10 protein-coding genes are annotated in these 13,580 nt (G+C 64.5%); 7 read left to right on the forward strand and 3 right to left on the reverse strand.

Annotated elements, in window-relative coordinates:
• Positions 1-501: 501 nt before the first annotated feature.
• On the forward strand, positions 502-861 hold the full coding sequence (locus tag HY852_RS00095; RefSeq protein ID WP_291601477.1) for a rhodanese-like domain-containing protein: 360 nt from the start codon (positions 502-504) through the stop codon (positions 859-861).
• A 41-nt stretch (positions 862-902) separates the two neighbouring features.
• Here the strand turns inward: HY852_RS00095 and HY852_RS00100 are convergent, their stop codons facing one another.
• The gene (locus HY852_RS00100; RefSeq protein WP_291601478.1) at positions 903-1,961 is read right to left on the reverse strand and encodes a class I SAM-dependent methyltransferase; all 1,059 of its coding nucleotides are present in this window, start codon (positions 1,959-1,961) and stop codon (positions 903-905) included.
• A 335-nt stretch (positions 1,962-2,296) separates the two neighbouring features.
• On the opposite strand from HY852_RS00100, the gene HY852_RS00105 reads away from it, so the two are divergent.
• Entirely contained in the window at positions 2,297-3,349 is a 1,053-nt protein-coding gene (locus HY852_RS00105) for an AraC family transcriptional regulator (RefSeq protein WP_291601480.1), read from the forward strand.
• A 308-nt stretch (positions 3,350-3,657) separates the two neighbouring features.
• On the opposite strand, the gene HY852_RS00110 is transcribed toward HY852_RS00105, so the two are convergent.
• On the reverse strand, positions 3,658-4,260 hold the full coding sequence (locus HY852_RS00110; RefSeq protein ID WP_291601482.1) for a CinA family protein: 603 nt from the start codon (positions 4,258-4,260) through the stop codon (positions 3,658-3,660).
• A 3-nt stretch (positions 4,261-4,263) separates the two neighbouring features.
• Positions 4,264-5,457, reverse strand: coding sequence for a bifunctional 2-C-methyl-D-erythritol 4-phosphate cytidylyltransferase/2-C-methyl-D-erythritol 2,4-cyclodiphosphate synthase (locus HY852_RS00115; RefSeq protein WP_291601484.1), 1,194 nt, complete (start codon positions 5,455-5,457; stop codon positions 4,264-4,266).
• Positions 5,458-5,742: 285 nt separating this feature from the next.
• Here HY852_RS00115 and dusB point away from each other — a divergent pair, with 285 nt between their 5' ends.
• From dusB to HY852_RS00140, 5 genes are all read left to right on the forward strand, one after another.
• The gene (gene dusB, locus HY852_RS00120; RefSeq protein ID WP_291601486.1) at positions 5,743-6,744 is read left to right on the forward strand and encodes a tRNA dihydrouridine synthase DusB; all 1,002 of its coding nucleotides are present in this window, start codon (positions 5,743-5,745) and stop codon (positions 6,742-6,744) included.
• Positions 6,741-7,916 (forward strand): nitrogen regulation protein NR(II), encoded by a 1,176-nt coding sequence (locus HY852_RS00125; RefSeq protein WP_291601487.1) that lies wholly within the window; start codon positions 6,741-6,743, stop codon positions 7,914-7,916. Before dusB ends, HY852_RS00125 begins: the two co-directional genes overlap by 4 nt.
• Positions 7,917-7,925: 9 nt before the next feature.
• Complete coding sequence (ntrC, locus tag HY852_RS00130; RefSeq protein WP_291601488.1) at positions 7,926-9,368, forward strand: nitrogen regulation protein NR(I); 1,443 nt, start codon at positions 7,926-7,928, stop codon at positions 9,366-9,368.
• A gap of 229 nt (positions 9,369-9,597) precedes the next feature.
• Positions 9,598-11,967, forward strand: coding sequence for a PAS domain-containing sensor histidine kinase (locus HY852_RS00135; RefSeq protein ID WP_291601489.1), 2,370 nt, complete (start codon positions 9,598-9,600; stop codon positions 11,965-11,967).
• A 17-nt stretch (positions 11,968-11,984) separates the two neighbouring features.
• Positions 11,985-13,355 carry a sigma-54 dependent transcriptional regulator gene (locus HY852_RS00140; protein WP_291601490.1) on the forward strand — a complete coding sequence of 457 codons (1,371 nt, stop codon included), beginning with the start codon at positions 11,985-11,987 and terminating at the stop codon, positions 13,353-13,355.
• Positions 13,356-13,580: the final 225 nt, after the last annotated feature.

Below are 13,580 nucleotides of genomic sequence, written 5' to 3' on the forward strand. Positions count from 1 at the left end.
GCAAAACGCCTCCGCGGGCTTGACGCCAGCTTCGGGCGCCAGGACCACACGATTTGGCCGTCCGCGCACGTCCCCGCCCGGCTGCCGAAGGCTGGCGTGTGCTCACCCTCGAAGCCTTGAGCGAAGACGCTTTCAGCGCCGTTCGTCCACGCGAAAGCCTTGCTCACGGACTTGAGGTCCGCCCTGCAACGCCACTTCGCGCACGACGCAGTCGCGTCCACCGCATCCCAAGCCCGCGTTTCGTGACGACGTACGACCGCCCCTCGTATCGGGTGAGACGAGCGACCTATACGCCAAATCCGAATTCGGTAAAAGAGAAATGTTTTTGCCGCGGGGGCTTGACGGGTTTTGCGGCGATTTGCTCGTCGGGCGGTGGGGCAGCGGGCCGAGCCCTGCGATCAGCCGCCGTTGCAGGTTGCGCCGGGTGAATTTGTGCATATATTCAAAGGAATGAATGTAGGTCGGCTCGGCCGACGCGTTGCTTGGATAGGGGATCGGTTCATGGGTCTGTTCGACAGGCTGTTCGGCGGCGGCAGCGCGGGCAACCGCCTGCAGGAGGTGGACGCGGCCACGGTGCGCCAATGGCAGCAGAATGGAAATTGCCTGCTGATCGACGTTCGCGAGGACCGTGAGTTCCGGTCCGAACGAATTCCCGGTGCGCAGTTGGCACCCTTGTCGCGGCTGGAGCGATCCCTGCCTGCGGTGCCGGTGGGCAAGAAGGCCGTGTTCCTGTGCCAGAGCGGAGGGCGCACCCGGATGCAGGCCGGCCGCCTGGCCGACTGCGGACTGGATGACGCCTATGTTCTGAAAGGCGGCCTGATGAGCTGGAAGGCAGGCGGTTTTCCCACGGAGCGCGGGTAGCGCTCCGCGAGTTTCGCAAGCTTCTCATCAATTGCCTGGGCCTAGATCCTCGCTTCGAGAATCAGGTTGAAGGGTGTCTCTGTCGCCCGGCGGAAGCGATTCAGGCCGCCTTGTCGCGCGATGTCACGGAGCCTCGCTTCGCCGGCCTGAGCGCCGAGAGCCAGGCCAACCTCCTGGTCAAGCGAGGCCGGCGTGCAGATCATCGTCGAGGCGGCGTAGTAGACCCGCCCGACCGGAGTGAGATTGTCCTGCAAGCGGTCACCGGCAAAGGGCTCGACGAGCATGCAGGTGCCGTCGTCGCTCATGGCTTCGCGCGTGTGCTTCAACGCACCTATCGGATCGCCCATGTCGTGCAGGCAATCAAAGAAACAGACCAGGTCGTACCCTTGCGCAGGGTAGGTCTTGGCGTTGTGAACGTCGAAGTGAACGCGATCACCCAATTCAGCCTGCCTGGCGGCCCGCCGCGCAGCCTGGATCGAACCCTCGTGATAGTCGAAGCCGAAGAATTGCGAGTTGGGGAATGCTTGGGCCATCAACAGCGTCGATACGCCGTGTCCGCATCCGACATCGGCGACCTTCGCGCCTCGCTCAAGCTTCTCAACGACGCCCTCGAGCGCGGGAAGCCATTCCTGCACTAGGTGATGCTTGTAGCCGGTACGAAAGAAGCGTGCGGTGCCGCAGAACAGGCATTCGCTGCGCCGATTCCAGCCGACCCCTTTTCCCGTCTTGAACGCCTCTGAGATCTTCGGCTCGTCAAGAAATGTCGCGGCAACCACGTTGCCCACCGCACCGAGGAATACCGGGCTGTCCGCATCGGCGAGCGCCAGTGCCTGCTCGGGCAGCATCGAGAACTTGTCGGATGCGTTGTCATATTCGACATAACCGGAAGCGGCCTGGGCCGCCAGCCACTCGCGCACATAGCGTTCGCTTGTGCCGGTGGCACTGGCGAGTTCCCATGAATTCATCGGCCCCTTTTGCGCGAGCGTCTTGTAGAGCCCGAGCTTGTCGCCGACCAGCATGAGCGACGCGTTCATCGCCGCGCCCACGTCGCCGATCAACTTTCCCATGAATGCATTCAGCCTGTCACTATCGACGTCCATGCTGACCTCCATGAAACTTTGAGAACCGTGGCAGCGCTTGGACACTGCAGGCGCCGGCTCACTCGCAGTTCAGCGTCTCTTTTTGTGGGTCACGGTATTGGAGGAAAGGTTCAGCACGGCGATGTGCTTCGCGAGAAGCGATTAACCCAAAGCAATTGCGTCCATCGCGGAATGGAACATCGGGTTCCGTGCTCGCGATTGCGCTCCTCTTGCGCGCCTCTCTTGCCTACAATCTGCCTACAATCGAAGCTTGAGGTGAGATCTCTCGCGATTGCACGCCAATCATTCGGCTGTTCGCGCCGCAGCCCGGCGACGGACCCAGGACGGTTCCTGTCATGCACACCGAAAAATCCGGCCGGTTCGACTCGATACCGACCGCCACAGGTGGAATCGCCCGACTGGCATGCGCGCGATTGCGCGAACTCGGCAAGGCCGTCGCGGCCGTCGTGTCGAGGGCGGGGCTGACGCCGGAGGAGGTCGGCGATCCCGCCATCAGGCTGGAGGTGCATAGCCAAATCAAGCTCCTGGAATTGGCCGCCGAAGAACTCGAAGACGAATTGCTCGGGTTCCATTTGGCGCGCAGCTTCGATCTGCGCGAGATCGGTCTGGTCTACTATGTGATAGCGTCGTCAGAGCATCTTGCAGATGCGCTCCGCAATGCCGAGCGGTACAGCCGGATCATGAATGAAGGCGTTCGCCTGCGTTTCGGCCTGCATGATCGAACGGCCACGATCGCGCTGGATTACGTCAACGTCGACCGCCATGCCGATCGGCAGCACATCGAGTTTTGGCTGGTGACGCTGATTCGAATTTGCCGGAAGGTAACAGATGGCCGTTTGGCACCTTCGAGCCTGAAGATGAAGCATGTTCGAAACGGGATGCCCGCGGAATTCAGGACATTCTTCGGCAGCGATATCGAATTTGGGGCCGATGCCGATGCAATTTCATTTCCGGAGGCGATTGCATTGCTTCCCCTTGTGGGACGCGACGGCTACCTCAACGAGCTGTTGCGGCAGTACGCGGAGGAGGCGCTGGCGCACAAGCCCCGAGAGCGCCCCACGCTCCGTTCGAAGGTGGAGGAAGTACTGCCGAACCTTCTGCCGCACGGCAGAGCCGTAGCATCGCACGTTGCGCCGCGCCTCGCGATGAGCTCGCGAACACTGTCGCGCAAGCTTGGTGAGGAAGGGACTTCCTTCGGGGAGATCCTGGATGGATTCCGGTCGGCGCTCGCCAAGCGCTATCTCGACGACGAGAGGTTGCCTGTTTCCGAAGTCGCCTGGCTGCTAGGCTATCGCGAGGTCAGCTCGCTGACGCATGCGTTCAAGCGGTGGACCGGCATGACTCCAAGGCAATTTCGACTCGCCCGACCGGACTCAACTCAAGCGTAGGTTTGTCCTGTTAGCCGGCCCGCACCGGTCAGCTGGTGAATGCATCCGGGTGCTCATCGCGTATGCCTCCCCCTTGAGACGACGAGCATCGGGCGCGAAGTCGCAAATTCTTGGCCGAGGATCACAAGACTGGCGTGCCGGTGTTTGCTAGTCCCGCGGCCCCAATTGAGTCGGCGAATAGACTCATAGGCCCGGTGATCCAATGGCGCGAGTAGATTTGATGTTCCTCATTTCCATGGCTTGGCTTCTCTGCCTGGTCGGCGCCGCCGCCTGGCTGCTGATCGCGGGTTAGCGAACCCGCTTTTCGCTCATATCCGCGGCGGCCTTCGTCGCTTGACCGCGTGCCTGCGCGGCGAGCGGGCGATGCGCGGGCGCAGGCGGCTTGCGGCTTCGCGGCGCGGCTTTGTCAGGGCCTGCGCGGGGCGCGCCAATTCCGTCAGCATGCGCAGGGCTTCGACCACCGAACGCTGGCGCACCGCGCTGCGGCCGATGGCGCCAAAGCGGCATTCGCGATGGGTGATCCGTCCGTCGCGCGCTGCGGCGGCGAGATGGACGAGGCCCACCGGCTTTCCGGGCGTCGCGCCGCCGGGACCGGCGATGCCGGTGATAGCGACGGCAAGGTCGACGCCGGCACGTTCCAGGGCGCCGACCGCCATGGCGGTGGCCGTCTCCTTGCTGACTGCGCCGAAGGTCAGAAGCGTGCTCGCCTTGACGCCCAGCATCGCGCGCTTGGCCTCGTTGGAATAGGTGACAAATCCGCGGTCGATGACGTCGGACGAGCCGGGGATATCGGTGAGCGCGGCCGCGACCATTCCGCCGGTGCAGGACTCGGCGGTCGCGATCGTCAGCTTGCGCATTCGGCAAAGATCGAGCAGCGAGCGGGAGAGGGCGCGTGCGTCGCTGCCGCTCATGGCTTACTCGCTCCAGTTCTCGCTGAACGGCAGGCGGATCGTGGCGCTCGCGGTCGCCGCAATGCCTTCCTCGCGTCCGGTAAAGCCGAGGCGCTCGCTTGTCGTTGCCTTCACGGCGACGCGCGAGATGTTCACGCCCGTGATCTCGGCGATGCGCGCGCGCATCGCATCGCGCAAGGGACCGATCTTCGGCCGCTCGCAGATCAGCGTCACTTCGAGATTGGCGATCCGCCCCTCCCGCGCGGCAACGCGATCGACCGCATGTTTCAGGAAGCGGTCGGAGGAGGCCCCTTTCCACTTCGGATCGCTCGGCGGGAAATGCGAGCCGATATCGCCGTCCGCCAGGGCGCCGAGGATCGCATCGACCAGCGCGTGCAGGCCGACGTCGCCGTCGGAATGGGCGAGAAACCCCTTGGTGTGCGGCACGCGCACCCCGCAGATCATGACGTGGTCCCCCTCGCCGAAGGCGTGGACGTCATAACCGGTGCCGGTCCTGATGTCGCCGAGCTGTGCGGCAAGGCGCGCTTCCTCGCGCACGAAATCTTCCGGGGTGGTGAGCTTCATGTTGGCACCATCGCCTTCGAACGTCGCCACCGTCAATCCCGCCCACTCCGCGAGCGCGGCATCATCGGTGAAATCGGAACGGGTTTCGCGCGCCGCGCGGCGGTGGGCGTCGAGAATGGCCTCGAAACGGAAGGACTGCGGCGTCTGCGCGATTCGCAAGCGCGCTCGCCCCGGCGTGCCCTCGACATCACCGCCATCGCCGACGACCTTGATGGTATCGGCGACCGGAATCACGGGGATCGCGGCCCCTGTGCGACCAGCGGCTTCGATGGCGCGGGAGATCAATCCCGCAGAGACAAAAGGCCGCGCCGCGTCATGGATGAGGACGATGTCCGGCTTGTGCTTCGCCAGCGCCTCGAGCCCGGCGTGGACCGAAGCCTGCCGCGTCGCGCCGCCTTTGGCCGGCGGCTCGTGGCGGAGGCCCGCGACCGCAGAAACGAACATCGCCGTGTCATCCGGATTCGTCACGGGCTGCACTGCGAAAACGTCGGGGTGACAGCTGAACGGTTCCATGGCACGGAAAATCACCGGCCTGCCGCCGATTGAGCGATATTGTTTCGGCCCTCCGGCGCCGGCGCGCAGGCCGCGCCCGGCAGCGACAAGGACAACTGCTGTCCGCTCTGATTTTGCCATGGGACTGAACTGCTCAAACCGGGTGGTGATTGTCGGAAAACGAGTGGTCGGCGCGCACTGCCTCTAACACGCCGCGCGTTAGAAAACCGAGCGATTCCAGGGGCGCTGTGGAAAGCCAGTTCGTGTTGCGCTGCACTTGCAATAACGATAGAACTGTCTAAACAGTAGGCATGACGCTTGACTGCACAAGAATTGTGCGCAACATAGATCCAGACGGGCGCGATGAGGCCCTGTCCCAACCACGAGAGATCCGTGTCCACGGCGGTAAGTTTGCGAGCTAGGTCGTTGAAAATCGGCGATATTCCAGTCGTCAACCCGGTTCTTCTCGCCCCCATGTCAGGCGTCACCGACGCGCCGTTCCGGCGCTTGGCGGCTGATCTTGGCGCCGGACTGGTCGTCTCGGAGATGACCGCCAGCGACGAGCTCGCCAGCGGCGATCGCATGTCACGCCTGCGCTGCGAAGCGGCCGGAGTTGGACCCCACGTGGTTCAGCTTGCCGGCTGCGAGGCGCGCTGGATGGCGGAGGGCGCGCGCATCGCGGAGGCCGGGGGCGCCGACATAATCGATATCAACATGGGGTGCCCGGCGCGCCACGTAACAGGCGGGCAGTCCGGCTCGGCCCTGATGCGCAACCTCGATCATGCGGTGAAGCTGATCGAGGCCACCATCGCCGCGGTGAAGGTGCCGGTCACCCTGAAGATGCGCCTCGGCTGGGACGACACTTCGCGTAATGCTCCCGAATTGGCGCGGCGCGCGGAAGCTGCCGGCGTCAAGCTGATCACCGTGCACGGCCGGACCCGCTGCCAGTTCTACAAGGGTGCGGCCGACTGGGCGGCCGTACGCGCCGTCAGTGAGGCGGTCTCGATCCCGCTCGTTGTCAACGGCGACATCACCTCGTTCGAAACGGCGGTCGCCGCGCTCGCGGAATCGGGCGCCGACGCCGTCATGATCGGACGCGGCGCGCAGGGCCAGCCCTGGCTGCCCGGCCAGATCGCCCGCCGCCTGCAGGGCGGAGGCGCGGAAGATCTGCCGTCGCTGCCGCAGCAGCTCGATTACGTCAGCCAGCTCTATGAAGGCGTGTGCCGCCATTACGGGTTGCGTATCGGCCTTCGTCACGCGCGCAAGCATCTCGGCTGGGCGCTGGACGTTGCGGCGCGCTGCAGCCGCGCACCCGCCGAGCGGCTCAAGAGCTGGCGCCGCAACATCCTGACCTCGGATGATCCGCACCACGTGCAGCGATCGCTCAAGGATGCCTTCGACGATTTCGCATGGAGGGCTGCTGCATGAACAGAGTTGCCGAACAGCGGCCGCCGCAGACATCCGAGGGGGACGCGATCCTGAACGCCTTGCCCCACCCGGTGCTCCTGGTCGCGCCCGATGGCAAGATCGTCGACGCCAACATGGCTGCCGAATCCTTCTTCGAGATCTCGATCCAATTCTTGAAGCGCCAGTTCCTCCGGGATCTCGTGCCGTTCGGCACCCCGTTGCTCGCGCTGATCGACCAGGTGCGCACCAACAATTCGCCGGTCAACGAGTACAAGGTCGATCTCGGCACCCCGCGCAATGGCGGCGATCGCCAGGTCGACCTGCACGTCGCGCCCTTGTCGGAGCGGCCCGGCCATATCGTGGTGATGCTGCAGGAGCGCACCATCGCCGACAAGATGGACCGGCAGCTCACCCATCGCAGCGCCGCGCGCTCGGTGATCGCGCTCGCCGCGATGCTGGCGCACGAGATCAAGAATCCGCTGTCGGGCATCCGCGGCGCGGCGCAGCTGCTCGAACAGCAGGCGTCCTCGGAAGACCGGATGCTGACCCGCCTGATCTGCGACGAGGCCGACCGCATCGTGACGCTCGTCGATCGCATGGAGGTGTTCGGCGACGACCGCCCGGTGGCGCGCGGCCCGGTCAACATCCATTCGGTGCTCGACCACGTGAAGCGGCTGGCGCAGTCGGGCTTTGCCCGCAACATCCGCTTCGTCGAAGACTACGATCCTTCGCTGCCGCCGGTTCTCGCCAATCAGGACCAGCTCATCCAGGTGTTTCTCAACCTGGTTAAGAACGCCGCCGAGGCGGTCGTCGATCTCGGCAGCGACGCGGAGATCCAGCTCACCACGGCGTTTCGGCCCGGCGTTCGGCTGTCGGTGCCGGGCCAGAAGTCGCGCGTCTCGCTGCCGCTCGAATTCTGCGTCAAGGACAACGGGCCGGGTGTGCCGGAAGACCTGTTGCCGAACCTGTTTGATCCGTTCGTGACCACCAAGCAGACCGGAAGCGGGTTGGGCCTCGCTCTGGTCGCGAAGATCGTCGGCGATCACGGCGGAATCATCGAGTGCGAGTCGCAGCCGCGGAAGACCACCTTCCGCGTGCTGATGCCGATGTACAACCAAGGCAAATCAATCGATCGAAGCAGTCGAGACGGCGCGCCGGGTACGCTGTCGCATGCCTCTGAAGGTGCAAAATGAGGAACATCGATGCCCGCAGGTAGCATTCTCGTCGCCGACGACGATACGGCCATCCGTACGGTCTTGAATCAGGCTCTGTCGCGTGCCGGCTACGAGGTGCGGCTGACCGGCAACGCCGCGACGTTGTGGCGCTGGGTAAGCCAGGGCGAGGGCGATCTCGTCATCACCGACGTGGTGATGCCGGACGAAAACGCCTTCGACCTTCTGCCACGCATCAAGAAGATGCGGCCGAACCTTCCGGTCATCGTCATGAGCGCGCAGAACACGTTCATGACCGCCATCCGTGCCTCCGAGCGCGGCGCCTACGAATACCTGCCCAAGCCGTTCGACCTGAAGGAGCTGATCGGGATTGTCGGGCGCGCGCTGGCCGAACCGAAGGAGCGCTCGCCAAGCCAGGCCGACGATGCCGAGATGGAATCGATCCCGCTGGTCGGGCGCTCGCCCGCCATGCAGGAGATCTACCGCGTGCTGGCGCGCCTGATGCAGACCGATCTCACGGTGATGATCACGGGCGAATCCGGCACCGGCAAGGAGTTGGTGGCGCGGGCGCTGCACGACTACGGCAAGCGCCGCAACGGCCCGTTCGTCGCGGTCAACATGGCGGCGATCCCGCGCGACCTGATCGAATCCGAGCTGTTCGGCCATGAGCGCGGCGCCTTCACCGGCGCCAACAGCCGGGCCTCCGGCCGGTTCGAGCAGGCTGAGGGCGGCACGCTGTTCCTGGACGAGATCGGCGACATGCCGATGGAGGCGCAGACGCGCCTGCTCCGCGTCCTGCAGCAGGGCGAATACACCACCGTTGGCGGACGCACGCCGATCAAGACCGACGTGCGCATCGTCGCGGCGAGCAACAAGGACCTGCGGGTTCTGATCCAGCAGGGGCTGTTCCGCGAAGACCTGTTCTTCCGCCTCAACGTCGTGCCGCTGCGGCTGCCGCCGCTGCGCGAGCGTATCGAGGACCTGCCCGACCTGGTTCGTCACTTCTTTGCGCTTGCCGAGAAGGATGGCCTGCCGCCGAAGAAGCTCGACGCGCTGGCGCTGGAGCGGCTGAAGCAGCACCGCTGGCCGGGCAACGTGCGCGAGCTGGAGAATCTCGCCCGGCGCCTGGCGGCGCTCTATCCCCAGGACGTGATCACGGCTTCCGTCATCGACGGCGAACTCGCGCCGCCACCCGTCAACTCCGGCAGCAACGTGCAGCAGGGGGTCGACAATCTCGGCGGAGCAGTCGAGGCCTATTTGTCCTCGCACTTCCAGGGCTTCCCGAACGGACTACCGCCGCCGGGCCTCTATCACCGCATCCTCAAGGAGATCGAGGTGCCGCTGCTCACCGCCGCCCTGGCGGCGACCCGCGGCAACCAGATCCGGGCGGCGGACCTGCTCGGGCTCAACCGCAACACGCTGCGCAAGAAGATCCGCGACCTCGACATCCAAGTCTATCGCAGCGGCGGCTAGTTCCGCCTGTTATTGATGGTCATTCCGGGGTGCTGCGAAAGCATCAACTCACAGTGCGCAATTGTGCACCGGAAATCTCGGGATTCCGGGTTAGCTTGGTTGTAGCGCCCCGGAATGACGCGGGTAGCGGCGGATGCGCCCCGGAATTGTCGCAATTCGGCAACATTGTGATATGAATGCATCACTCCGCCGGGTGGCGGATCAGCCTTCAGCATCACATTTGGCCTGAATGATCAGCGCAGACACCCCGGCCGCATCCTTGGATACGTCCGCCGACGAGCCCCCGCCGAGGTCGGTGCGGCGGCTCTTGGCGCCGTTCGCGGTCGGCCTGGCGCTGCTGTCGGCCTTCCTCACCTTTATCGTCCTGACCGGACTGACACGCATCGAGCCGACCCGGGAGGTCGTCAGTTCCTTCCTCCTGATCAACGCGGGCTGCATCCTGCTTCTGGTCGGCATCATCGTCCGCGAAATCTGGCAGATGGTCCAGGCGAGGCGGCGCGGGCGGGCGGCCGCCCGGCTTCACTTCCAGATCGTCGGCCTGTTCTCGGTCATCGCGGTACTGCCGGCGGTGCTGGTCGCCATCGTGGCCAATGTCACGATCGAGCGCGGCCTGGACCGGCTGTTCTCGGGGCCGACCCGCGAGGTCATCGAGAACTCGCTGATCATCGCGCGCGCCTATACCTATGAGCACGCGCAGCTCATCCGCGGCGACATCCTGGGCATGGCGAACGACATCGCCCATGCGCGACCGCTATTCGACCAGGACCGCGCCACCTTCCGCGAATTGCTGACGGCGAGCGCGACGTCGCGCAACCTGCCGGGCGCGCTGATCATCGACAAGGACCGCAATATCCTGGAGACGGCGCAGACCGGCATCCAGCAGAACTTCACGACGCCGCCGGCCGAGTTCCTGAGCAACGTCAACGAGACCGAGCCGCAGATCGCGGTCTTTCCGGAAGCGAACTACGTCGCCGCGGTGATCAGGCTGAAAGCCTTCAACGACACCTTCCTCTATGTGGCGCGGCTCCTTGATCCGCGGGTCGTCGCGCAGCTCAAGCAGACCGAGGTCAGCGTCGCCGAATACGCCCAGATCGAATCGCGCCGGCTCGGGATTCAGGTCGCGTTCGCGCTGATGTTCGCCGTTATCGCGCTGACCATCCTGATGGCGTCGGTGCTGCTCGGGCTGAACTTCGCGAACTGGCTGGTCGCGCCGATCCGGCGGATCATGAGCGCGGCCAACACGGTTTCCACCGGCGACCTGCACGTGCAGGTGCCCGTGCACAAGTCCGAAGGCGATCTCGCCCAGCTAGGCGAGACCTTCAACAAGATGACGCAGGAATTGCGCAGCCAGCGTGACGAACTCGTCAATGCCAGCGACCTGATCGACAGCCGCCGCCGCTTCATCGAGGCGGTTCTGTCCTCGGCCAGCGCCGGCATCATCGGCGTCGATGCCTCGACCAGCGTCGGCATCCTGAACCGTTCCGCCGAGAAGCTGATCGGGCACGCGGAATCGGAGACGCTCGGCCATCCGCTGTCCGACGTGTTGCCCGAGCTGGACGACATGATGAAGGCCGCCCGTGAGGGCACCCAGCGTCTGGTGCAGGGTCAGATCACCATCGTCCGCGAGGGGCAGGAGCGCAACCTGTCAGTCCGCATCAGCGCCGAGAAGACGAGCCACTCGCGCGACAGCTATATCATTACGCTCGACGACATCACCGATCTGGTTTCGGCCCAGCGCACCTCGGCCTGGGGCGACGTCGCCCGCCGCATCGCCCATGAGATCAAGAACCCGCTGACGCCGATCCAGCTTTCGGCGGAACGCATTCGGCGCAAGTTCGGCAAGACCATCACCGAGGAGAAGGACAAGACCGTCTTCGACCAGTGCACGGACACGATCGTGCGGCAGGTCGACGATATCAGGCGCATGGTCGACGAGTTCTCGCGCTTTGCACGCATGCCCAAGCCCGTCATCGAGGGCGAGGACGTCGCCGACACGGTGCGCCAGGCCGTGTTCCTGATGAAGGTCGCGCATCCCGAAATCGAGATCGAGGCAAACTTCAAGGAAGATCCGCTGCGCGCGCAATTCGACCGCCGGCTGATCTCGCAGGCGGTGACCAACATCGTCAAGAACGCCACCGAGGCGATCGAGCAGGTCCCGGCGGAAGAACTGGGCAAGGGTCGCATTGATGTCGTTGTTTCGCGCGAGGGTGAAGACGTGCTGATCGACGTCATCGACAACGGCATCGGCCTGCCCAAGGTCGCGCGTTCACGGCTGCTCGAGCCTTACGTGACGACCCGGGCGAAGGGCACGGGGCTGGGACTTGCGATCGTCGGCCGAGTGTTGGAGGACCATGGCGGACGAATCGAATTGAAGGACGCATCCGACTTCAGGCCCGGCCAGCGCGGCGCATGGATGCGCATGCGCTTTGCCGTCTCGGGCCAGGCACCGAAGTCGCAGATCAAGGAAGCAACTCCCGAGGCCGGCGAACAGGTTTCGGAAGCCAAGCAACAGGAAACAAAACCGCCGGCAGGCGAAACCAACGGGCCGGCAGAAACGACTAACCATGCAACAAAAATCGAAGCCTCGACAGGCAGCTGACAAGGCAGGCGCGACCCATGGCAAGTGAAATTCTGATTGTCGATGACGAAGCCGATATTCGGGATCTCGTTGCAGGCATTCTGGAAGACGAAGGATTCGTTACCCGGACCGCGCGCGACAGCGATTCCGCGTTGGCGGAGATCGCCAATCGCAGGCCGCATCTGGTGTTTCTCGACATCTGGCTGCAGGGCTCCAAGCTCGACGGCTTGCAGCTTCTTGAGCAGATCAAGCGCGACAACCCCGATGTGCCGGTGGTGATGATCTCGGGCCACGGCAACATCGAGACCGCGGTCGCTGCGATCAAGCGCGGCGCCTACGATTTCATCGAGAAGCCGTTCAAGGCCGACCGCCTGATCCTGGTGGCGACGCGGGCGCTGGAGACCTCGCGGCTGAAGCGCGAGGTGAAGGAGCTGAAGCAACTGGCGCCGACCGCGAGCTCCTTGATCGGCCGCTCGCCCTCGATCAATCAGCTTCGGCAGACCATCGAGCGCGCGGCGAAGGCCAACAGCCGCATCCTGATCGTCGGGCCCGCCGGCGCCGGCAAGGAGCTCACCGCGCGAACGCTGCACCAGCAATCGAGCCGCGCCGACGGACCGTTCGTCGTCATCAACGCGGCGGCGATCACGCCCGAGCGCATGGAAGTCGAGCTGTTCGGCGTCGAGCAATCCAACGGCGAGCAATCGCGCAAGCCCGGTGCGCTCGAAGAGGCTCATGGCGGCACGCTGTTCATCGACGAGATCGCCGACATGCCGCGTGAGACCCAGAACAAGATCCTCAGGGTGCTCGTCGATCAGACCTTCCAGCGCTCCGGCGGCACCGCAAAGGTGCAGGTCGACGTCCGTATCATTTCCTCGACCGCGCGCAACCTGGAGGAGGAGATCGCGGGGGGGCGCTTCCGCGAGGATCTCTATCATCGCCTCTCGGTCGTGCCGATCCGCGTTCCTCCCTTGTCGGAGCGGCGCGAGGACATTCCGGAGCTGATCGACTATTTCATGGACCAGATTTCGGCGGCGACCGGCCTGCCGAAGCGCCAGATAGGTCAGGACGCGATGGCCGTGCTGCAGTCGCACGTGTGGCCCGGAAACGTCCGGCAACTGCGCAACAACGTCGAGCGGGTGATGATCCTCGCCGCGGGTGGCCCCGAGGTGATCATCACAGCGGACATGTTGCCGCAGGACGTCGGCTCGATGGTACCGGCCATGCCGACCAGCAACAATGGCGAGCACATCATGGGCCTGCCGCTGCGCGAGGCGCGGGAAGTGTTCGAACGCGACTATCTGATCGCCCAGATCAGCCGTTTCTCGGGAAATATCTCGCGGACGGCGGAATTTGTGGGCATGGAGCGCTCGGCGCTGCACCGCAAGCTCAAGGCTCTGGGCGTCGGGTGATTTTCGACCTGACTATCGCCTTTGGTAGGGTAAACGGGCAGTTTCGGGACTTTTTAGAGGGTCGAGCGGCGCGTGACGCGTGAACCGGCTTGCCTAATACACGCGCCTGTCTTCTAATCATGCTGCCGCGTTTCCGGAGGGGGATCTCAGGGGAGCCGGCAACCGGAACAGGCCCCGCGAGAGGGCAGCGACCGGTCCAAATAACAAGACGCACAGAATGCGAGA

The organism is Bradyrhizobium sp., from assembly GCF_016213215.1.
In the GTDB taxonomy this organism is placed as follows: domain Bacteria; phylum Pseudomonadota; class Alphaproteobacteria; order Rhizobiales; family Xanthobacteraceae; genus Bradyrhizobium.